Origin of the sequence: Enterococcus sp. AZ050, from assembly GCF_051715085.1 — a bacterium.
GTDB lineage: Bacteria > Bacillota > Bacilli > Lactobacillales > Enterococcaceae > Enterococcus > Enterococcus faecalis.
The window spans coordinates 2,695,001-2,718,089 of sequence record NZ_JBIOTC010000001.1; the positions used below are offsets into that span (position 1 = coordinate 2,695,001).

Genomic DNA, 23,089 nt, shown 5'->3' on the forward strand with positions numbered 1-23,089 from the left:
AATTGGCAGACGCGCTGGACTCAAAATCCAGTTCCTTCACGGGAGTGCCGGTTCGACCCCGGCCGCCGGTATACGAAAGACTGTTAAATCGTTGATTTGACAGTCTTTTTTTGTTTTGTGGTGCGAAAATGGTGCGAATGTTAAATTTTGAATTTTTTTTAGAACAAAATTTAGTTATTTAATAATTAGTTGAGTGAAGTGAACAGTTATCAAATATGGTTAAGGTGCTGGAAAATTTCAGTGCCTTTTTTAATTGGTGTGAAATGAATTTTTATTTATGAGAAGTAATTTGGATAGACATAAATGACACCATTTCTATTTTTAGTCTATTTTAACCGGAAAAACACTTGAAAAAGATGTTGTTGATGATTTTAAAGGCTCTATTTCAAAAACTAATAGAAATGGTTTATCGTTTAATGTTTGGGCTAGGCGTTGTGATGATTTGGAAAGTCAATTTGCTAAACACAACGACATTGAGGTTTTTCATATCGAAAGAACTAAGTTATGGCAAATAGATCCTGTTTTTGATAAAACAACTGGAAATATTTATCTTTTATTTTCAGACACTACATTATCTCAAGTCAGAAATAAATATGTGAAAAAGGGTAAAAGTACTCACTATTCAGTTAGTTTCTTATTAAAAAATGTTGGGTTATTACCCATGGATGGAGAAACAGTTGAACTGATTCCTTTTACAGATGAAGAAATTGAAAGACTGAATTTAAGAAGACAAAAAGATATAGAAAAAATGCTTGGTAAAGATGCTGAAAATGTAAAAAAAGTAATTATGGTAAGTGTTTCCTATCATGATGGAGAAGCAATTGCAGCATTACTTCAAGAATATACGGCTAATTTTGAATTGTCATTTGAAAAAGATGTTTCATATATGTTAAATACTGCTTATTCAGGTGATAGCGTAATGGATGATGATGGTACTCAACCAATGGAATCCGAGCAACCTTTAGTAACTTTAAAAAGTATCAAAAAAACAGAATAGGAAGAGTGATATTCAATGTCTATGCCTTTTAATGGAGAGAGACTGAAAGAAGCACGCCGTTTTAGACAAATGTCTATACCGCAACTTGCTGAGAAAGTAGATATTTCAAAGCAGATGATTTCAAAGTATGAGCATGGTGATGCTCAGCCGAGTCCGAAAACGTATCAAAAATTAGTATTGGCACTTGGGTTTCCTCTAAGCTTTTTCCAGCAAGGCGATGAATTTTCATATGATGATTTAGGAACATTTTATAGAAGTAGGCTATCGTCTACTCAATCTGAAAAAAAACCTAGTGAGTTATTAAAAAAATATTTAGCAGTTTTGGCTAATTTTTTTGAAAGTTATGTGGATTTTCCAGTATTAAAAGAACTAGATCACGTTGAAGATCCTATTGCCTCAGCTGGACTTTTAAGAGAAAAATGGGGATTAGGTAGTTCTCCAATCCCTAATGTACTTCATTTATTAGAAATTCATGGGTTTCAACTAGCAACAATTAACTCTAATTCTGAGAAAGTAGATGCTTTTGGTAGCCAAACTAAAGTTAATGGAAAAGATTACTACTGTATTCTGATTGATCAAGATAATAATTCTTTCTATCGACAACAATTTAGTTTGGCTCATGAATTAGGGCACTGGGTTCTCCATTCGAAATCTATTAACCCTCAAGAACTAGAACCTCAGGAATATCGGGAGATGGAGAAGCAAGCCAATATTTTTGCTTCTAGTTTTTTGTTGCCTGAGGAAGCTTTCTCCAGAGATATTCGAGGTTATGAAGATGATCTAGATGCGTATCTAAAATTGAAATCCAAGTGGGAAGTATCAGCGGCAAGTATGGTTTATCGATCCAAGAGTCTGGGACTGATATCTTCTGAGCAATATCTTAGATTACAAAAAAGAATGAGCTCAAGAGGTTGGAGAAGAAGTGAACCGTTTGACTCAGTTCATCCAGTTCCTAAACCTACAATTATGAAACAAGCATATGAACTGTTAATTCAAGCTAATATAATTGGAAATGATACGCTAGCTGATCTTCTTAATAGACAGTATGGAATTACACTGCCTAACGATATTCTTTCTGATTTACTTGGAATATCAATAGATGCATTAAGTAATGGGAATAGAGGAAAGATTGTTCAAATGAAAAAGAGTTAGGAGGGGTAAGATGGCTAAACATAGTGGTGGAAAAGTAGGGAAAGCTGGAAAAACATTATCGTCTAAAAGTAGTAGCAAGTCTGCAAAAACTAAGGCAGGGAAGACTTTAAAGAACCATCAAGATAAAAAACACTAATCACATATATTGCTGAAGAATCCTGTAAAAACAGGGTTCTTTTTTTTGGAGGAAACTACTATATTCAAAATAAGAAATCCAACATCAAAACAAATTAAATGAAAATTTCAAACAAAGGAGAAAACAAATGAATAAGAAAAAACGACAAGCGATCTCGCTAGTGGGTGTACTCACAGTGATGATTGCTTTTTTTATTACCCCAATTATGGCTCTTGCAGCTTCAGTCAATTATGAAAAAATTGGAGATTATGTTTCTACTTGGCATGTTGCTTCCCTAGGAGGATTACACTGGACAGATAATGGTGTGCACATGATCAAAGCAGATAACCAACCTGCTTTTTGTATTGAACATGGTGTTTTATTAAACGGTGGCTCAGGATTTGAACCATCTGAGTTAAACAGTGCTGAAAAAGAGCGACTATCTTTGATTTCCTATTACGGTTATCAACTTAGTCCCACTGTAGAAAATTATGGCATTACTCAAAATATCATTTGGGAAGAATTTGGTGATACCTTATTAAGCACACAACTTCCAAACTACGCCAATCGTAAAAATGAAATTCTAACGAAAGTAGCTAATCACAAAATTAAGCCAAGTTTTACGAATCAAAGTCTCACCTTAAATGTTGGTGATTCCATTACGTTAACAGATACAAATAATGTTTTATCAAAATATGGCAATCTTTTAGAAAATTCCGCAAACTTGCAAATCGAAAAGAATGGAAATACGCTAAAATTAACTGCTACGACTAGCTCTAAGGAGTCTGGTAAGCTTCAATACAGTATGGTGCCAAAAGATCAAGTAGGTCAAAGTTTCATCTACAAGAAACCTGGTGAACAGACTGTAGCGACATTTAAATTATCCAATGCTGGAGAAATGAATTTAGCAATCAAAGTGAACCTCAATGGTAATATAAAATTGAAAAAAGTAGATGAAGATACAGGGAAAGCTTTACCCAATACGAAAATGAAATTTGAGTATAACGGACAAACAAAAGAAATTGTGACTGACACGAATGGTCTTGCTCAAATCGATGGGTTAAAAGCAGGTACGAAGGTCAAAATTACGGAGGTAACTGCTAGTAATGGGTTTGTGAATAAAGGAGAATCAAAAGAAATCACGATTGAACCAAATAAAACAATTGAAGTAGTGTTTGGAAACAAAGCCCAACAAGGATTACTAAAATTGAAAAAGACAGGTCAAAAAGCGACCACAGTTACCATAACGGATTCTGACTATGGAAAGCTACATGATATCACCTTTGATTATGTTCCTCTAGCTGATGTGACGTTTACTATTAAAGCTCGTGAAGACATTAAAGTAGGTGATTATGTTCATGCCAAAAAAGGAAGTGTTGTTGCGACTGTAAAAACAGATGCAAATGGCGAATTAATTAATATGCCTAAGCTATATCTAGGAAAATATGAAGCCATTGAAACAGCGGCTCCTGCTGGATACCTAATGAATACGACACCTCTGCCGTTTGAGTTTACCTATGAAGGACAAAATGTTGAGCTGGTTTCTCAATCACTTGAAGCAAAGAATGACTTTCAACAGCTAAAGATTACTGTTCATAAAAATGAAGAACAGATTCGGGAATGGAAGGAAAATGTGCCAGTACTAGAAGAGGTGAAAGCAAATGACAAAGTATTTGGCTTATTTACGAACCAAGAATATCCAATGACCGACAACACGACTGTGCCAGCTGATGCTTTATTAGCGTTTGGAACAGTTAATGAAGGGGAACTTGTCTTTCCAAATCTAAAATTAATGGAAGGAAAGTACTACATTCAAGAATTGGATGCTGGAGAAAACCATGATATTGATTTGACCCATCATGAATTTGAGTTTAAAGCAACGGATCATGAGACAGAAAAAGTTATTGAACTCTATGCACCTAAAGACAATCAAGAGGATGAATCGCTACCATTATTAAATAAACTTCATTTTAATCAGTTTTCATTAAAGAAAATAAATGAAGAAGCAACGTTAGAAGAAAAAAATGGCTATGAGTTTACCTTCACTGGAAATGGCGAGGGTGCTATTTTCACCCTAGAAACGGAAGACAAAGAAGTAATTCAAACAGTCACAGTTAATAAGAATTCTTTGGCTACGTTCACGAATGTACCTGTCGGAACGTTCTATTTGAAAGAGAAGCAACCATCTTCTGAGGATTATGTAGGTTCTTCTGAAACCTATCGAATTATCTCTACACTAAAAGGCGTTCAAGTCTATGATAGTAAAGGTCAGCTTCTTGGTGAAACAATGAATGAAGAAACAAGAGAAGAAGAGGAAAGTATCGATCAGACCGAAGAGCCTGATTCTAAGGAGCCTAAAAAAGATGAACCAATCGTGTTACTAGAGATTAAAAACCATTTGGTTAAAGGGAATGCAGAATTAACAAAAACAGACGTTTCGAATGGAAAAACTCTGCCAAATACTGGCATTCGTATTCTTGATAAAGATAAAAAAGTAGTGATTGAAGGGAAAACAGACAACCAAGGTCAATTTACCTTTGAAAAATTACCAAAAGGTGTGTACTATTTCCAAGAATTTGATGCCCCATCAGGTTATCAATTAGACGAAACACCGATTCAATTTGAAATCAAAGAAGATGGCGAGATCGTCAAATGTACCATGACCAATCAACTTACTCCAACTGAAAAAGGAAATTTGCCGCAAACAGGTGAAACAACATCTATTTTAGAAATTGCGCTTGGAAGCTTGTTACTGATGGGCGTTGCTAGCTACTTTTATGCAAAGAAAAAACAAGGAAATAAAACAAAATAAAAAATGAAAGAAGGAATCAATTATGTCAAATCGTGTCACAAGTATTGCCTTAAAGGATCAACAGCTTGGTGCTAAAATCAAAGCTACGGTGAAAGAGGAACGAGAAATTTATGTTGAAGGAAAACGAGTTCCTTGTCGTATTTTCACTGCTTCATCTGCACTACATCCAGATTTTGAAATCATTGTGCCAAATCTGAGAAATTCACAACGCTTTGATGGGAGAAAAGAAGTGGAATTGAAGGATGCTACACTAGTTCCTAGTGCTAAACGAAACAACATTGGAACGGCTAGCCGGACGTTAGAATTGCAAGTCTTTGCTAAACAGCTAATTACACTAAACTAGAAAAGAGGAAAAATAAATGAGTTTAAAATTTGAAGAAAACACTATTAAGGATTTTGATATCAAGAAAACATTTGGCACTTGTTATTATTTAAGTAATCAATCGATCTATGAAAACGATAGCGAAGGGAACCGAACAGAAATGGTAAGGGAACAGCGTGTAACAGTCTATTCCGAAGCAAAAAATGATCAAATTGATGTTGCATTGCCAGAAACAACGGATTTAGCTTCATTTTCTTATGATGATGAAATTGAACTGACAGGTGAAGTGACTGCGTTAGCATGGCTCTCTTCTTACGCAGGGTACAATGATTCCATTCAATCCGAACAAGCCTTTAAAATCCGAGCTGGTGGAATTAAAAAGGTAACAGCACTTCATCAGAAACCTGAAAAACAAAAACCAACTGGAACGACACAAGGGTAAAGGGTAATAAGAGATGGAATTTTTAAACTATAGAGGTACCAGAATTCGCCCGTATCACTTGAATCTCTATCGTCATTACTTGTTCGGTACGTGGTCTCCAGCGCTCCTTGCTAGTGCTGTATATGGCTATTTCGTACTATATCCATTAGTAACTAAATTTTCTGAAAAAAATCAGTAGATTATGCTGCTCTCCTTCTTCCAGTTGGAGGGCTTTTTTTATTGCTCTTACTTCCGTTGTTCATCTGTTTATGGGGGAGAAGACAATCTTTTCTCAAAGGTGGTTTCTTTTATCGTGCCTATCAACGTCAAATGTTAGCACGGATGTTAAAAAGTAATGGCTTGTATGATAAGAAAGAACGAAAATCAAATGAGCGAACCACAGAAAAGATGATTTTCCCTAAAGTCTATTATCGAAATACAAAGGAAATTCTTTATTTAACGGTTCCGACAGACGGGATGAAGTGGCATGATCGATTTGAAAAGATTGCGAAAACCTTTGAAGAAATGTATATTGCCGATTTTATCAATGTACAGAAAGAAATGGGCTTTACAACCTATTCTTTGATGATCGATGTCATTAGTAAACGGATTGCTATTTCAGATTGTGTTGTCACAAATGGTCAAGTAAAACTAATGGATGGCGTGGTTTGGGATTATGCAGAAGTGCCACATATGTTGATTACAGGTGGCACCGGAGGAGGAAAAACCTACCTGATTTTGACATTGATTCAAGCATTAGTAAAGGTGGGAACCGTTGATATTTGCGACCCAAAAGAAGCGGATTTAAAGGATTTACAAGACCTTAAACTATTCAAAGGACATGTCTTTACTGGAACAAAATGGATTACTCGTTGCTTAAAAAATGCTGTGGCAGAAATGAATCGCCGCTATGTCTATATGAAACTCCTTCCAACCTATACAACAGGGAAGAACTTTGCATATTACGATATTCCGCCTTATTTCATCATCATAGACGAGTGGGCGGCTTTTTTTGGCACCTTGAATTATAAAGAACAGGATGAAATTCTAGGGTATGTCAAAGAATTGGTATTGAAGGCTCGTCAAGCAGGTGTTTTCTTAATTATTGCGACACAACGCCCTGATGCAGAGAACTTTGGTGGAGGGATTCGGGATAATATCCTGTTTCGAGTGAGTGTTGGAAAATTGCAAGAACAGGGCTATTATATGACTTTTGGATCGGATCAAAAAAATAAAGCATTCATCAATAAGTCAATCAAAGGAAGAGGGTATGTAGATGATGGCTCGGCTGTACCAAGAGAATTTTATGCACCGTTTGTTCCTAGAGGCTATAACTTTTTAAAGGAATTTGAAAAAATTGAATCAATGAAACTATTAGATACCAGAGAGGTTGATCCAACTATTGAGGAAATTGAAGAGGCACAAGAAGTATTTGAAGTAATTCGATAAGAGAAATAAGGGGAGTTACTCCAAATTATGATGAGAAATAGTGGCGAACAAGTGCATGGTAAACCAACCAATTTCAATGAAAAAAGGGAAAGGAAAAGAAGTGTGTTTCGTTTTCCTTTTTTCGTTGCCTCAGTGGATGGAAGGAGCTGATATGCACTACTTCGTCTATGAACAAGGTTTCCTTGTGAAAGCCGCACGTCTTAACGGGTGGCGCTAGAACGAAAAGGAACAGGCAGGTATCCTGTCTGTGACTGTGTAGAGGTTAGGGCGAGCAACGCTCGCTCTAACCTGTTACCTCCCGCTTAATAACATGGGGGTAACTTTTTAAAAATGAGAACACAGAATCGTCAGAAATCCTTATATCTCCTAGCTTGAATAGACATTTAAACGTGTGAACGATTTGGATTGATTTTGTGAACGTACAAGAAAGGTAAGAGGCTAAAAATGACCAATCAAGAAATCAGACAATTACGCAATCGACTAGGGTTATCCCAACAGCAATTTGCAGACAAACTTCACTGGAGTAAATCTTATTTATCAATGATTGAAACAGGGAGACGCACCATCACCAAAACTGCTATTGAACGAATCAACCAAATATTTTGTGTAGAAGGTGGGATTCTTCCAATGGAGGCAAAAATTGATTTTCTTCGGATTCGATTTAAAATCCATTCCCCAGACCAAGTCATTGAAAAGGTATTACGAATGAATCCAGACGTATTTATTTATAAAAATTATGGGTTTAACCATTACACAGAAACCTATTGTTTTAGTGAGATATTTGTGTTTGCTAATCCTGAAAACTTAGACATGGGTGTCATGATTGAATTACGAGGTCGAGGGTGTCGTGAGTATGAGCTAGTGTTAGAAGAGCAGCAAGAAACATGGGCAGAGTTTTTTTGGCGACTGTATGAAACGAATCTCTTTGGTGATCGCCTAATGATTGATACAAAGATTACTAGAATTGATTTGGCATTGGATGAACAGGTTTCATTGCTATACCCAAACTATGATTTATTTGAACTAAAAGAAAAATACGAGCAAGGATTAGTTGACACAACGTTTCGTAATTTTGATTTTACTGGCGGAATTGTTGTGAAAAATGGGCAACGCTTAAATAAGGGACTGTCTTTATATTTTGGCTCACGTCAGTCTCCATTTTATTTGAATTTCTATCAAAAGGATTACGAACTAGCGAAAAAAGAAGAGATATCTGTTGAAATGGCCCGTCAAAAATATGGCATTAAGAATCGGTATGAGATTCGATTAGCAGATGAAAAAGCCTATCTCTTTGTCGAATATTTATTATCCACTGGTGAAACATTGGAGTGGATCGTCAAAGAACTAATTGATACTGCAATCAAAGTTTATGACTGTGATGAAGCTGGATTGCGTACTCAATACAGCGCCAACTGGCGAATGGTCATTGAAAGTATGCAAGAATTGAAACTGACCATGAAAGGAGAGAAACCTAATTATGAAAAATCATTACGTTGGCTCTCCAACTATCTTGCCCCAACTCTAAAGAAAATTTGGATCATGGATCAAACGTTTGGGACAGATGAACTAATGACCCGTATTAAACAAGCAGAATTGAAAGAAAAAGACCAAGAGGAATTGGCGAAGTTGACCACAACCATTAAGGAGTTGTTAATACAAGAAGAGGAAGAGGTTGTATCCTCTAAAACAGTATCTGTTACACAAGAAGAAGTGGAACAGCTGTTAGCCCAATTTTTATTTGAATAAGAGGTGAAAGAAATGATTGAGTTATATATTGAAAACCTTCATACGCATAAAGGTCGTTGGTTTGAACTCCCAATTCAATGGGAAGAAGTGAAAGATAAAATCGGACTTGAAGATGGTCATGAACATTTAGTAACGGATTATATGGCACCATTTACAATAAGCCATTACGAAAATTTTAATGAAATGAATGAAATCGCAGAAGAGTTGGATGAAAATGGGAACAATCCAGTTGTTAACTATATAGGTGAATTAGTGGAATATGGTTTCTTTACAAGCATACTGGAAGCTTTTGAACAGATTGATGAAATTCAAGTCTACTCTGATTGTTATTCTTACAAAGATTATGCCGAACAACTAATGGATGATCTTGGCTATCTCTCTGGCGTACCAGATATTATCAAATGGAATATTGACTATGAAGGGATCGGAGAGGATTTACGTCGGGACGGGAGGCTCTATCAAGCAAGTGACAATACCATTATTGAGGTTATGACATGAACCAGAAACAATTAGCCGAGGAATTGAAGTATTATGGATTTGTTTGCTTGGAAGGGGAAATCCCTGAGAGACAAGCCCGACAATTTCTTACCGTTAAGAAATTGACACAACGAGAGAATTTAGTGTTTCAGCCTAAAAGGGAGCTTTGCTTTGAACGAATGTTGTCAAAGAATACGAGTCTCTATATTGAAGGACTGGAGCGTTTGAGTGAGACTGGTGTCTATCGTGGTTTTTCCCACGATTTCTACAAAGCAACCTATCTGTTTAGCTCCCAACCTAGTCGTTTGAAAATTTATGGGACCCAGCTTTCTACAAGAGAACTTCTTTATTTAGTAAAGGGGTTCTCTTTTTTACATTAAAAAACAAGGAGTGACTCTATGAACTTTATAAAAGAGAAAAAACAACCGAAACCAGTTGTCCCAAAAGAAGAAAAAGCAGCGAGTATCCGAACGGTTCGTTTGAGTGTTCTTATTCTGACACTTTTTTTAGTGGTAAGTGGCCCAATTGCGTTGTTTCAGTCTTCCAAGATGCAAGGAAGGATAAAAAAAGAACAAGCAGCATTAACCAAAATCATCCAAGAAGAACTGTCGAAAAATACGAGTACACCTGTTGCATCTGAATTATACAAGCAGTTCTTACATCCCTTTATCACTACCTATATCTCACTTCCAACTGATCAAAAAGCGTTTGAGGAGAGGCTTAATACGTTACAAGACACGTATTTCAACTTTGAGCTGGAAGAAGAGAAAAATACAGGGCTTGAGAGGAAATTACTATCTTCTGATTTTTATGATTTAGTGAGTGAGCAGGGACAAACGATCGCAAAATACAAGATTGCTTATGAAATTACCACACCTGTCACAAAAGAACGAGAAGTAAAGAAAAAAGAAGGAGACAAAGAAGTAACGGGCAAAGAAAAATACATCGATTACGAGAAAAGTGAAGTAAAAACGTTACTCAATATTCCTTTTATTCAATTAGGCAATCAATCGTTTAAAGTCACTGCGTATCCTTATTTTTCAATGGAACCTTCTTTAACATCTGGAAAGGCACTTCAATCAACAATTGATCGATCTCAGTACCAAAGATTAGAGAATAAAGAAGAAAAGGCAGTTACCAGTTTTGTGCAAGCTTTTCTTGAAAAATATGTTTCAGATTCGATAGAAGACATGAGCTTTTTGATGAAAGAACCAGAGTTATTGACTGGTGATTATCAAATTACAGATGCAGCGATTGAACCCTTGATAAAAGAGAAACAGATTGTCGTCTTTGTTACGTTCAAACTAGTGGATGGACAGACCAAAAGTAGTCATATAGAAACGATGACATTAGGACTGAAACACCGAGACAACACGTACTTTATTGAAAAATTACAGCACTATCTAGGAGGAATTTAAATGAACCAACCCTATTCTAAAAAGCAATGTCTAACAATGAAACTCTCTGTTCTTTGTAATGCAATTTTCCTGTTTTTTTCAACCTCATCCTTAGCTTATGCAGATGCGAGTGCAAAAGAAGCTAGTAATTATATTTTAAATGACTGGATTGCCCCAATTTTTGGTGTCGTTGTTGTTTATTTAGTCATTAAAGAATTTATGAATTCAAAGTGGATACAAGGTTTTGCGATTCTGTTTTTTGGTGGCATTATTTATGCCGTGATTAAAGACCCAGCTAGTGTTCTAAATTCATTGTCTAATCTAAAAAGTTATTTCGGGTTATAGCCATGAACAGAGAAAAACAGATTTTGGATTATCGTGAGCCGTTTAATGCCCCCTATATGATTCGAGAAATTGCGAAAAATGTCAATTTACCGTTCGTGGTCTATGCGCAAGATTTTACTGTCGCTACTGTGAGCTTTGCGCTGGTATTCAGTAGCTTATTGCTCTTATTTGGAATGAATCAATTAGTAATTATGGTCTCTATTGCGATTCCTTACGGGCTAGTTCAATTGTTTAATCGTGTGGAACCAGATGGCAAACGAGCCGACATATTCTTAAAAGATTACCTGAGTTATTTAGTGACGTATGTCACGAAGCATCAGGTGTTATACCATGAGCAGCTTCAAACAATAAAACAAGAAAAAGTTATTTATCACCGCTGTCCAGTGAAACAACTATTGATAAAGGAGGAACCTAACTTTATGAGTACCGTAACCGTTGATCAAGTGAAACAAGAAATAAAAGAAGCCATTGTTCCAGAACTCATCCATGAATTTGAGTCGATACAGGCTAGAGAAGAAGGATTCTATGAATTATTTGAAACAGATGATGAGGTATTGCTTATGAAAAAGACCCTTCATCGGCATTATACAGATGGATTCCTTCCACTGACAGAGGTGTCCAAGTTGAAAGACCAATACCAACCATTAATCAAGCAATCCATACGCAAACGTATTACTCGATTATTGTAAAAGGAGGAAAAGTATGAGATTAAAACAACCCTTTCATAAAGTGTACCGCAATGTGTTGATTACGACAGAAAATGAGGTGTGGGCATATTTTACATGTCCAAGTGAGTATGTCATTGGTCAAAACAAAGAGGTGCAAGAAAAACATAAGCGAAAATGGCAGCAGTTTCTTCAAAGTTTGCGGCGCTTTGAAGATTTTGAATTATTTCTTAATCCTCATTCATATAATCTCAATGAACGATTGTCTGCTTTTTCTAAAAGTTTTGATGAACAAGCCCAAAACATGGGCGATGCCTTAATTGATCGCACGTTGTCTGAATTAGAAAGTCAGTTACGAGTGATTACAACAGAGAAATTTTATATTGGTGTGAAACTGTCTAGTCTGTCGTCTGCTACGTCTCTTAAAGGAAAAGCAATGGAACTGGTGGATTATTATGCAGGCAAACTCTTAGCGATTACGCAGTATCACATGACCGTTGACGAGGATTTTTTGGCACGTTATCGTATCATTGAAGCCGAAGTCTTTCAGCTAGTCGGGGCAATTAATGGTCGAAGATTAACTGAAAAAGAAGTATTACAAGTTTGTCGCTATCCTTATGTTCGTGGGATGGACACTTCTTTTGATAGTGATTTTATTGAAAAAGAAGGGTACTCCTTAACTGATACGATTCTTGATCCTACAGAGGAGCAGGGTTTATTAAAATTACGAAGTTTAGAAGGAACCAGTTATATTGCGCTATTACCAATTCATAAATTTGCGCCAAATTTGGCATTTAACCATGTGGCAGAACTTGTTCAAAGCCTGCCTTTTCCAGTAGAGTTCCGATTAAAGGCACATTTTGAGCCTTTGAAAGGCGGCAAGGGCTTAAAAGGGAAATCTTCAAGGGCATCCAAACGCTTAAAGAATAGTGCCAAAGAAACCCTATCGATGGGGGATGCTGAAATGAAATCCAGTCGATTCAATCGGTATGCCTTGACTGATTTAAACAATAAAATTGATTTACGAGTCCCAGTCATTAAATGGTTGGGGCTTTTTGGTGTCTTTGGACAAACACCAGAAGAGTGTCGAAGCCGAATTCGTACAGTACTCTCTTTGTGTCAGTCTCGTAATGTGGATATTGTGAAAGGATTAGCAGATCAAGTCTTTCTGTTTCATCAATTCTTGTCTGGAAATAAACTAGGACCCGAAAAAAATTGGATTCATTATACCACAGTAGAGGGAATCAGTGAATTGATGCTAGGGGTAGAAAATAGAATTGGGGACAATGTAGGCATTCCAATTGGCATGGTTTCAGAATTGAAAAACACACGGAATTTAACACCTAAAGAAATTGCGAAAACTAGTCGTAAACCAGTATTCTTTAATACTTCTATTGGCAATCAAAGTGATATCGCTGATAAGAAAGCAAATAGTCCGCACATTGCTATTACAGGGCCCACAGGAAATGGAAAATCTTATTTGGCTAAGTTTGTGTTCTTTCTCTCTGTGTTGATGAAAGGAAAAGGGCTCTATGTTGACCCAAAATCCGAATTCTTTGATTGGATCATGGAAGTGATCAATGACCCAATGTATCAGAAAAAGTATCCTGAAACATGTACCTTTGTTCAGCAGCATTTTCATCAAGTACGACTTGATCCAGACAAAGAGAGTAATAAAGGCGTTCTAGATCCTATTTGTTTTATTCCAAACCGAGTTGCAGCAAAAGATATGGCACAAGATTTATTTGAAGAACTGTATGACTTTACGAGTTCTAGAGAAAAAAAATCTCGTCTAGCCATGTTAGAAGGCATTGAAGTTGTCTTGAAGAAACGAGATAGTGGAGAACAAGTGGGTCTTCTTCATGTGGTTGATTTCATGTTAGAAAATGATAATGAAGAAGTACGAGATACTGCTAATTTGATCAAAAAATCCGTTCAAGGATCTATTTTAGAATTGGCATTTAGTTATGGTGAAAATGAAGGCTTAAATCTTCATAACAAAGTGACTGTACTGGAAGTGTTAGGATTAGAAATGCCAAGAGCAGAAACACCAAGTAGTGATTATAGTGCTACCCAAAGAAAATCAATCATGTTAATGATGTGTATTGGGAAGTTCTGTGAATTGTTTGGCTTGCGAGATCGAGAAGAAAGCACAGTGGTACTTTTTGACGAGAGCTGGATTTTTAACACGTCAAAAAATGGACGAGCGATTATTAAATCTATGCGCCGAGTTGGTCGAAGCTTTAATAATACCTTGATTATTGTGACACAGTCTGTAAAAGATACCGCAGAAGAAGACGACACAGGGAATTTTGGGCGTATCTTTGCCTATGACGATAAGGACGAACGAGAAGAAATTCTTCGTCATTTAGGGTTAGAAGTAAGTGAGGAAAACATTGAGTGGCTAAAGAATTTACCTAAGTATCATTGTCTTTATTTAGATTTAAGAGGACGTGTTGGGAAAATGTTGGTTTATTGTCCCTATGAAGAATTGCATCAAATGTTGCAAACCGTGAAGAAAAATTCAAGTGCAGACGTGGAAACTGCCTTTAGTGCATAGAAGGGAGCGAGTCTATTGTTAAAAGATGTATTTGACATTGATTCTTTCCAGTCTTTCTTTGAAAAGGGCGGCTGGTTTAGTATCAATGAGAATTTACAAAGTGTTCTAAATGCCTTAATTAACCTTGCTTTTGGACTGATTAAATACATGGTTCTTGCGCTTGATTATGTCATTGATAAATTGTTTAGTTTAAATCTTTTGGAAGGGATATTGCCAGATTTATTTTCTACAGCTGGTTCTATCTATAACCAATTATTTAGCGTGCTAGGTATCTTACTTTTCACCTTTGTGATTGTCATTTCTGTTAAAGATTTCTTTGAAAAAGGGATTAGTAAAGCCTTGATACGATTTGGTATCTTTACATTGATTTATGCAGGCAGCATGGCATTCTTTTCAGACGGTGCCGCCAAAGTGCAAGAGGTCAATACGATTTCGCAGAACGTCCAAGGGCAGCTAGTAGATTTAACGAGTGGTAGCTTAAACAGCAGCAATCAATCTACAACAGAAAAGTTGATTGGTGGCGGGCAGCAACTAGATGGTACCAGCAATATTCGTAACCTGATTTTTGATGAATTTATTATTAAGCCTTATGCGCTACTCAATTTCGGAAAAACAGACATTACAAAAGAACAATTTGAGCTGTATTTAGTCAAAAAAGGAGAACCCTTTGACAAAGCGAAAACGAAAGAAATTGAGAAAAAAATCAAACAGGATTCTGAAAAAAACTCTTACCTAACTTCGGATCGTATGACGGAAAAAGTCGCTGTATTATTGAATACATTTGTGATGTTACTCGTGATAGGGATTGCGGTGTTACTAATAGGAGTTGCCAATATTTTGGTTCAGCTATTGATTTACGGGATCATTTTTCTCTTTCCATCCCTGCTCTTTTTAGCACTGATTCCCAATATGCATCATTTGTTAAAAAATGGCTTTATGATGCTAGGAACATTGTTTGCTTCAAAGGTTGGAATAGGGTTTGGTTTTGGGTTGCTCTTTTCCATTATCAATCTATTGGATTCTTTCTTTGTCGTTACAAACATTGTCACCATGTTAGCGGGACTATTTATCAAAGTCTTATTAGGGCTATTTGTTTGGAAGAATAAAGGACAGATTGTTCGGTCATTAACGAAAGGGAAAACAGAACTACGAGGTTTTAGCTTTCCTAAAAGAGCTGTCAATAATCGGCAACAACAGATGGAGCAGCGTGAAGATCAACAAAACCGACTGGCTGAGCAAGCGTATAAGACACAAACCGCAGAAAATGATTATCTTCGGTCAGGCGTAGAGCTAGATCATGTATACCGACAGAATGATTTCCAAGATAATTTATTGGTTCAAGCTGGAAATGACGCTACTTCTCCTGAGCCTGTTTCATTCGATACGGCATCAGCAGAGCCTACGATTGAATCAAGGGATGACTCAGCTGATAGTAAAGAGTCAAGTGGTCTTGATGAGAAAGAAGAAGTACCTTATTATAGTGAATCCGACATAAAGTCAGTCTCAGTGGCATCAACAGTTGGACAAGAAACAGTCTTGCCAGTGGAAGAAATGGATGGTGGGCTTCTTTACCAGCAACCTATTTCGGAGGAAGTGGAGCAGCAACAGACACAGCAAATTGAAGGAAAGGGCAAAGAGTCATTTGAATCGACTCATTTTACTTCTGAACCTCAGCATCAACCAGTACCTGTAGAACCAGAAGAAGCCAAGCAATTAGCAAAAGAAATGGGTGAGCTTAGACAAGAAAACTATGAGGACGTAGAAGTCAGTGAGGAAGCCGTCTATGAAGTTATCTAAGAGTATACCACTTTTTCTACTGGGGTTCTTTCTTCTCTTCATTTTACTGATCGGGGGAGCCAGTTCTTCAACTAGTGTTACTGGAACAGAAGAGGAACAAACCCTTCCAGAAGCGGTGCTTCGCTGGAAAGAAAAAGTAACAAAAGAGGCAGTTAAAAATGAGATACCCGAAGCTGTGCCTTATTTATTAGGAATTATCATGGTAGAGTCGGGTGGGAATTCTGAAAAATATCCCGATATTATGCAATGTAGCGAGAGCCAAGGAAGACCACCAAATTCTATAACAGACCCCGATGAATCAATAGAAGTCGGGGTTAAGTATTTTGCGGATATGTGGAAAGGGCATCAAGAGTATGAGGTTTTAAATCTTGTGCAGGCATACAATTTCGGAGGTGGCTTTTTGAGTCATTCTGGTAAAAGCTACTCACTGGAAAGTGCCATACAATTTTCCAAGAATCAAGCAAATGGACAGAGAGTCACCTATACAAATCCAGTGGCAATTAGCTTAGGCTATGACTATCGCTATGCGTATGGCAACATGTTTTATAGTCAAATTGTGAAGCAATATATCTCTTCCAATTCTAGTAATACTGGCACTAGTGGGAATTCCGAGATTGCGAAAATTGCATCAAATGAACTAGCAGAAGGTATTCATGAAGGTGGCGAAAAATACTGGAGTTGGTATGGCTTTAACAGTCGTGTGGAATGGTGTGCTACCTTCGTTTCTTATGTGGCTGATAAAGCAAATGTCAAGATGGAACGATTTGCCTATTGCCCAACTGGAATCAACAATTTTAAAGCGAATAATCAATGGCAAGATGGAGGTATAGAACCGAAAAGCGGAGCGATCATTTTCTTTGATTGGGATGGTGATGGTGTCAGCGATCATGTAGGGATTGTAGAAAAATTTGAAAATAATACTGTCTACACGATAGAAGGGAACTCTGGAGATATTATTGCGAAGAGAAATTATGAAAAGAACAGTTCGTATATTATGGGGTATGGAAATCTCTAAAATAGAAAAACGATTAAAATCAATATTCTGATTTTAATCGTTTTTTCTTAAACTTGTTGAATATCAATACCTAAATCACGATAAGTTGCCAATAAAGACTTACTTATACCTTTTTCAGTTACGATAGTATCTAAATCGTTAGCTTCTCCAACACGAAAAGTAGAGGTAGTTCCTAATTTTTCTTTAGTAATGATTCCAATGGTATAAGAACTTTGCTTAATTAATTGTTTTTTTATTGCTGCTTCTTCAAAAGAAGGAACTGTGATTCCTCGATCAGAATCGATTGAAGAAATCCCTAATAGACATAATTCAATATTGATTTCTTCTATTGATTTTAAAGTAGATGATCCCTTTAATACTTTAGAGTGTTTATCCAGCTCACCAGGAAGTAAATTGATTGTGACATGTTCATGATTGCATAGAGATAAAGCAATGGTAGGACTGTTTGTAATCACTATTCCATTATATGTGTTAGGAATGCTTTCAGCGAAAAATAGGTTAGTTGTACCACTATCAATATAAATGACTTTCTTACCTGCAATTAGACTAACTGCTTCTTTAGCTAATAATTTTTTACTAGTAGAGTGCTGGTCTATACGGTGTTCAAATGGAAGATTGGTATTATCTAACCTCAATGCTCCTCCATGAACACGTTGGACAAGCCCAAGTTTTGCTAATTCTTGCAAATCTTTTCTAATAGTATCTTCTGTAAGTTGTAATTCTTTAGTCAAATCATTAACAAGAACTTTTCCTTCAGTTTCAATTTTATTTAAAATGAATTGGTGTCGTTCACTTTTCAACATATTCATACCTCCTTTAATCGATTTTTATTGAAAGCTATCGAATTTTATTGTATCATGCGAATATAGAAAAATCGATTATATGTTAACAACTGCTATTTTAATCCATTTTTCTTTTGATGTATAGAGCAAGCCAAAATTTTTGTTAGAAATAAATGAGGAGGAAATGTATATGAAGTTTGGGATTTTTTCAAAAGTATTTCTGGAGTATCCGTTTCAAGAAGCATTAGAAAGGATTTCTGCATCAGGTTTTGACACCATTCAATTCAATTTTGCAAATGTTGGTTTATCTAGTTTACCTAAATCTATAGACAACCAAGTAATTGAAGATATCAAAAAGCTGTGTAAGAAATCTGGTGTAGAAATTGCATTGATTTCTGGAACGTTTAACACATTAGAATTGAATAAAATCAAAAGAGAAGAGAACTTGAAAGGCTTTGAACAAGTAGTCAAAGCTTGCAATAAGTTAGGTGTTCCCTATGTCTCTATCTCCACAGGAAGTTTTAATCAAGCAGATTTTTGGAGCCCACATCCTGATAATCACACAGAAAAGGCTTGGCAATTATTACATGGGTCACTAACAGAAATGCTTGAAATTGCTAAAGAAAATCAAGTGACGATTGTGTTTGAACCTGAACAGGCAAATGTTGTTAGTTCTACTAAAGATTCATTAAGACTAATTAATATGTTTGATTCGGAATATTTAAAAGTTTTGTACGATCCAGCAAATATTGTAACTACGGCAGATGCGGACAATCAACTTAGTAAAATAAAATCGAGTCTTGAACAGTTAAAAGATGTTATCGCTATTGCTCATTGTAAAGATGCTTATGTAACAAAAAAAGAAATTAAATTTGCACCTGTTGGAAAAGGAACGATTCCTTTGAATGATTATTTAACAGAATTAACAAAATTTTACTCAGGTCCAATAATCATGCATGGACTAGAAGAAACGGACATTGAATATGCATTATCTTATTTAGATATGGTGGAGGGAAACTAATATGACAAACATAAAAAAAGAAGAGAAACTTGTAAAAATTGGCGTTTTAGGAGCAGGACAAATTTCACAGGCAGCACACTTTGATTCAATTAGAAGATCAAAGAATGCAGAGTTATATGCAATTTGTGATGTTGATGAATTTTTATTGAATGAAATGAACAACATTTATCATCCTCAAAAATTATATAGAGATTTTGATGAAATGTTAAATGATCCTGAGATTGATGCGGTTGTTATTGGTATTGCAGATAATTTCCATGTCCCAATGACAATCAAAGCAATAGAAGCTGGCAAACATGTATTAGTTGAAAAACCTTTAGGAATGTCTATTGAAGAAGTAGAGAAGCTTGGGAAAATTGTTGACCAATCAAAAGTTCATGTTCAAGTAGGGAATATGAAGCGTTTCGATCCAGGCGTTGAAGCTGCCAAAGACTTTATTGACTCAGAAATGGGTGAAATGTTAGCATTGAAGGCTTGGTACTGTGATAATACCTATCGTTATACAACTACTGATAACGTTCAACCAGTAATTCTAACGGGACCAAATGCGAAAAAACCAGCTGGAGATCCTAAAGCTGACAAACGTCGCTACTACATGAGAGGTCACGGTAGCCATTTGTTTGATACTGCCAGATACCTTGGTGGAGAAATTGTGGCGGTTACAGCTTGGTTAACAGAAAAGTATGGTTCTTATTCTTGGTTTGTTACAGCAGAATTTGAAAATGGCTTTGTTGGACAGCTTGATTTAACCTTACAAGTTAGAATGGATTGGCATGAAGGCTTTGAAGTATATGGAGAAAATGGTTCAATAGTAGCGAAAACATATAATCCTTGGATTTTCAAAAGTAGTGATGTTGAAATCTTTAAATCAGCAGATGATAGTTTCCATCGTCCGATTGCAGCAGATGGACATTTCTATCGCCGACAAATTGAAGATTTTGCTCAAACAATATTGACAGGTACTGTTGGAAGAGGCGCAACTGTTTATGATGGAATTCAAGCCATGAAGGTGATGCAAGCAGTTCAAGAATCTGTTAAATCAGGACAAAAAGTCTACGTTAATTCTGTTTCTGGTGAGTTATAGGAGGAATAAAATGGCTTTTTTTAAACATGACAACATTGATTTTTATTATGAAGACGATGCAAATTCAGGGATTCCATTTATTTTTTTACATGGTTTAGGTGGAAGTACTGAGCAAACAGCTGGCTTGATGAAAGCAACGTCAGGTATAAGAAGAATTGTGATAGACTTTAGAGGTCATGGAAGAACTAGGTATTTTGGTGATAAATCTATGCTTAGCTTTAACAAATTTGCGGATGATGTAAAAGCACTTATTGATTTTTTGAAATTAGAGAAGTTCTATCTGGGTGGTATTTCTACAGGAGCTGGAGTTTCTTTAAATTTTGCTCTTAGACATCCAGAAAATATGGAACGTTTGATTCTTTCTAGACCTGCATGGGAAGACTGCCCACAACCTGAAATGATTCAAAAAGCTTTTCAAGAGGTTTATCAGATTTTAAATGATTCAGCGATAACTGATAAAAAGTCTGCTTATAAACAAAAAGAAATTTATCAAACAATGAATCAGCTATCTAGCTATGCTGGAGAAACATTATTAGGACAGTTTGATTATCCGTATGCTACTGAAACGTCTTTGAAGCTAGTTTGCATACCAACGGATTGTCCTAATTCAGATAGGGATGAATGGAAAAAGTTAAACATTCCAACCTTAATTCTAGGCAGCCATTTAGACCCTCTTCATCCATATGAATATGGAGAATTACTCCATAAGTATATCCCGCATTCAGAGTTTAAACAAATTACGTCTAAAACAGTGTCTGGAAAATTACATGCCACAGAGTCTTATGAAGCAATTCAGTCATTCTTAATAAATAAGTATTAGAAGAATCATTTAGCATTCTGAATGTTGATTTCTCTAGTAGATTGGGGGGAGTTTTGTGAAGATTATTACTGCAATTGATTCTATGAAAGGTTCTATGACGAGCATAGAAGCAAATAATATTATTGAGCAAGTATTTTCAGACGATAAAACAGAAGTAAAAAAAATTGCTATTGCTGATGGCGGTGAAGGAACAGTAGCAGCATTTTTAGAAAATTGTAATGGAGAGAAAAAGAGTGGAATTGTCCATGATATGTGCGGAAATAAATTTGAAGCGACTTATGCATGGATAGAACATGAAAAATTAGCGGTTATTGAATCAGCAGATACAGCAGGTATTCATTTTTTGAGAGATGTTGCTGAAACCCATCCAAGAGAGACAAGTACATTTGGTGTGGGAGAAACAATTCTGCTTGCTTTAAAAAATGGTGCTAAAAAAATTATCATTGGTTTAGGTGGTACTGGAACAGTTGATGGTGGTATCGGAGCTATGGCAGCTTTAGGTGTAGTATTTTTGGGTGCCACAGGGGAAGTTCTAAAACCAATCGGTGGAAATGTAGGAAGAATAGACAAAATTTCATATAGCAACATTAATCCTCTGGTAAAAAAGGTAGAGTTCATTTTAGCAACGGACATTGACAGCTATCTAACTGGAGAGTTTGGTGCAGTTAAAATGTTCGGAAGACAAAAGGGGATTAGTGAGGCAGAAAAAGAACAATATGAGACGGATATGCTTCACTATCAACAAAAGATGGTTTTTGATAGGAATTTTCAGCGTGGTGATGGAGCTGCAGGAGGTCTTGGACTAGGTTTACGCATCTTGCTTAATGCTCAAGTAAAGTCGGGATTGAAACTTTTATCGGAATATTCTGGAATCAATAATGAATTAGAAACTGCTGATTTAGTCATAACTGGTGAAGGTAAGATGGATAATCAAAGTTTACAAGGAAAGGTTCCTGTAGGTATAAGTGAGTTAGCAAAAATCCATAAATTACCAGTTATTGCTTTTGTAGGTCTATTTGAGGGAGATTTAGAATTATTTAAAAAGGCAGGTATAGATGTTGTAGTACCAATTGTCTCTAGTATAACTTCTCTGGAAGAAGCTATGTTGAATGCTCATAGTAACTTGAAGAAAGCTTCTGTCATGGTTAAAAATCTATTGGCTGTACAAAATAATATCTCTGAATGAAACACAATCAAATAGAAAAAGCTTTGTTGAGTAATTAGAATTTTAAACAGTATTTCAAATTTTTGAAGAGTAAACACCATTGACTAATAGTTTTGTCAGTGGTGTTTTTTAATGAAAATAAATATTTTTTGTGATCAATGAAGCTAATGATACAAGTTTAAAACTCATAGTGTAGCACTTCTGTAATCTATTTTTGTAACGAAAAAAATTTCGCTTTAAAGAAAAAAATATTCCGTTTTAGTATTTTTTAATAAAAAAAACGAATTTTGACGAAATAATTTTCGCGAAAATCATTGACTATAAACTGTTAAGCGCTTATAATCAATTTGAAGACGAAAAAAATTTCGTAAGGAGGAATCTGATTTGAAGTTGAATGAGTATGAAGAACAAATCGTAAAAGAAATTTCGCAATCTTTAGAAAAAATTTCAAATGATGAGTTTGATCAAGCTTTGGACTTGGTTGAAAGCTCCCCAAAAGTTTTTGTATTAGCTTTAGGAAGAGCAGGTTTTGCCATTAAATCTTTTGCAATGCGCTTAATGCACATGGGGAAAGAAGCATATGTAATTGGTGAAACAATTACACCAAACTTTGAAAAAAATGATCTATTGGTCATTGCCTCTGGTTCAGGTGAAACGAAGCAATTTATACAAATGGCTGAGAAAGCTCAAGGATTTGGTGGGAAAGTTTTAGCATTTACAGGGAATGGTACATCTACGTTAGCCAAATTGTCTGATGCGAAAGTAGTGATTCCTGCACCAAGCAAAAATGTTCAGGAGAGTGATTTCACTTCTGTTCAGCCAATGGCATCTCTATATGAGCAATCAGTGTTATTACTTGGAGATTCTATTGTACTAGGGTTAATGGAAAAATCAGACAAAGAAAATGAAGAAATGTTTAAAAGACATTCAAATTTAGAATAACTTGG

22 protein-coding genes and 1 tRNA gene (1 of these 23 only partly in view) are annotated in these 23,089 nt (G+C 35.9%); 22 read left to right on the forward strand and 1 reads right to left on the reverse strand.

The window, feature by feature from the left end; translation table 11 throughout:
• The 17 genes from IGJ04_RS13300 to IGJ04_RS13380 all read left to right on the forward strand — a co-directional run.
• Positions 1–71 (forward strand) — tRNA-Leu (locus IGJ04_RS13300) (it extends 13 nt beyond the left edge of the window).
• 311 nt (positions 72–382) lie between these two features.
• The gene (locus IGJ04_RS13305; RefSeq protein WP_438840359.1) at positions 383–997 is read left to right on the forward strand and encodes a DUF5986 family protein; all 615 of its coding nucleotides are present in this window, start codon (positions 383–385) and stop codon (positions 995–997) included.
• 15 nt (positions 998–1,012) lie between these two features.
• Positions 1,013–2,149, forward strand: coding sequence for an ImmA/IrrE family metallo-endopeptidase (locus IGJ04_RS13310; RefSeq protein ID WP_185421016.1), 1,137 nt, complete (start codon positions 1,013–1,015; stop codon positions 2,147–2,149).
• A gap of 10 nt (positions 2,150–2,159) precedes the next feature.
• Positions 2,160–2,285 (forward strand): hypothetical protein, encoded by a 126-nt coding sequence (locus IGJ04_RS13315; RefSeq protein ID WP_438709649.1) that lies wholly within the window; start codon positions 2,160–2,162, stop codon positions 2,283–2,285.
• Positions 2,286–2,412: 127 nt separating this feature from the next.
• Entirely contained in the window at positions 2,413–5,076 is a 2,664-nt protein-coding gene (locus tag IGJ04_RS13320; RefSeq protein ID WP_438709650.1) for a SpaA isopeptide-forming pilin-related protein, read from the forward strand.
• 22 nt (positions 5,077–5,098) lie between these two features.
• On the forward strand, positions 5,099–5,419 hold the full coding sequence (locus tag IGJ04_RS13325; RefSeq protein WP_438709651.1) for a hypothetical protein: 321 nt from the start codon (positions 5,099–5,101) through the stop codon (positions 5,417–5,419).
• A 16-nt stretch (positions 5,420–5,435) separates the two neighbouring features.
• Positions 5,436–5,840, forward strand: coding sequence for a DUF961 family protein (locus tag IGJ04_RS13330; RefSeq protein WP_438709652.1), 405 nt, complete (start codon positions 5,436–5,438; stop codon positions 5,838–5,840).
• A gap of 219 nt (positions 5,841–6,059) precedes the next feature.
• Positions 6,060–7,268, forward strand: a complete 1,209-nt coding sequence (locus IGJ04_RS13335; protein WP_438840286.1) for an FtsK/SpoIIIE domain-containing protein — start codon at positions 6,060–6,062, stop codon at positions 7,266–7,268.
• Positions 7,269–7,712: 444 nt separating this feature from the next.
• Positions 7,713–9,014, forward strand: a complete 1,302-nt coding sequence (locus IGJ04_RS13340; RefSeq protein ID WP_438709654.1) for a replication initiation factor domain-containing protein — start codon at positions 7,713–7,715, stop codon at positions 9,012–9,014.
• A 12-nt stretch (positions 9,015–9,026) separates the two neighbouring features.
• Entirely contained in the window at positions 9,027–9,512 is a 486-nt protein-coding gene (locus IGJ04_RS13345; protein ID WP_438709655.1) for an antirestriction protein ArdA, read from the forward strand.
• Positions 9,509–9,871: a hypothetical protein gene (locus IGJ04_RS13350; RefSeq protein ID WP_438709656.1), complete on the forward strand. Its 363-nt coding sequence runs from the start codon at positions 9,509–9,511 to the stop codon at positions 9,869–9,871. Before IGJ04_RS13345 ends, IGJ04_RS13350 begins: the two co-directional genes overlap by 4 nt.
• Positions 9,872–9,889: 18 nt before the next feature.
• Positions 9,890–10,909, forward strand: a complete 1,020-nt coding sequence (locus IGJ04_RS13355) for a conjugal transfer protein (protein WP_438709657.1) — start codon at positions 9,890–9,892, stop codon at positions 10,907–10,909.
• Positions 10,910–11,233, forward strand: a complete 324-nt coding sequence (locus IGJ04_RS13360) for a TcpD family membrane protein (protein WP_438709658.1) — start codon at positions 10,910–10,912, stop codon at positions 11,231–11,233. It abuts the gene before it with no gap.
• Positions 11,234–11,235: 2 nt separating this feature from the next.
• The gene (locus IGJ04_RS13365; protein WP_438709659.1) at positions 11,236–11,922 is read left to right on the forward strand and encodes a TcpE family conjugal transfer membrane protein; all 687 of its coding nucleotides are present in this window, start codon (positions 11,236–11,238) and stop codon (positions 11,920–11,922) included.
• A gap of 13 nt (positions 11,923–11,935) precedes the next feature.
• On the forward strand, positions 11,936–14,458 hold the full coding sequence (locus IGJ04_RS13370) for an ATP-binding protein (RefSeq protein WP_438840287.1): 2,523 nt from the start codon (positions 11,936–11,938) through the stop codon (positions 14,456–14,458).
• A 15-nt stretch (positions 14,459–14,473) separates the two neighbouring features.
• Entirely contained in the window at positions 14,474–16,255 is a 1,782-nt protein-coding gene (locus tag IGJ04_RS13375; RefSeq protein ID WP_438840288.1) for a CD3337/EF1877 family mobilome membrane protein, read from the forward strand.
• A complete protein-coding gene (locus tag IGJ04_RS13380; protein WP_438709662.1) occupies positions 16,242–17,270 on the forward strand; it encodes a lysozyme family protein in 1,029 nt (342 codons plus the stop codon). The genes IGJ04_RS13375 and IGJ04_RS13380 overlap by 14 nt, the downstream gene beginning before the upstream one ends.
• Before the next feature lie 47 nt (positions 17,271–17,317).
• Here IGJ04_RS13380 and IGJ04_RS13385 read toward each other — a convergent pair whose 3' ends face one another.
• Complete coding sequence (locus IGJ04_RS13385) at positions 17,318–18,073, reverse strand: DeoR/GlpR family DNA-binding transcription regulator (protein WP_438709663.1); 756 nt, start codon at positions 18,071–18,073, stop codon at positions 17,318–17,320.
• Between the two features lie 169 nt (positions 18,074–18,242).
• Between IGJ04_RS13385 and IGJ04_RS13390 the strand changes: the two genes are divergently transcribed.
• From IGJ04_RS13390 to hxlB, 5 genes are all read left to right on the forward strand, one after another.
• A complete protein-coding gene (locus IGJ04_RS13390) occupies positions 18,243–19,073 on the forward strand; it encodes a sugar phosphate isomerase/epimerase family protein (RefSeq protein WP_438709664.1) in 831 nt (276 codons plus the stop codon).
• Between the two features lies 1 nt (position 19,074).
• Complete coding sequence (locus IGJ04_RS13395; RefSeq protein WP_438709665.1) at positions 19,075–20,157, forward strand: Gfo/Idh/MocA family protein; 1,083 nt, start codon at positions 19,075–19,077, stop codon at positions 20,155–20,157.
• Between the two features lie 10 nt (positions 20,158–20,167).
• Positions 20,168–20,977, forward strand: a complete 810-nt coding sequence (locus tag IGJ04_RS13400) for an alpha/beta fold hydrolase (protein ID WP_438709666.1) — start codon at positions 20,168–20,170, stop codon at positions 20,975–20,977.
• A gap of 55 nt (positions 20,978–21,032) precedes the next feature.
• A complete protein-coding gene (locus IGJ04_RS13405; protein WP_438709667.1) occupies positions 21,033–22,163 on the forward strand; it encodes a glycerate kinase family protein in 1,131 nt (376 codons plus the stop codon).
• A 363-nt stretch (positions 22,164–22,526) separates the two neighbouring features.
• Positions 22,527–23,084: a 6-phospho-3-hexuloisomerase gene (hxlB, locus tag IGJ04_RS13410; RefSeq protein WP_438709668.1), complete on the forward strand. Its 558-nt coding sequence runs from the start codon at positions 22,527–22,529 to the stop codon at positions 23,082–23,084.
• Positions 23,085–23,089: the final 5 nt, after the last annotated feature.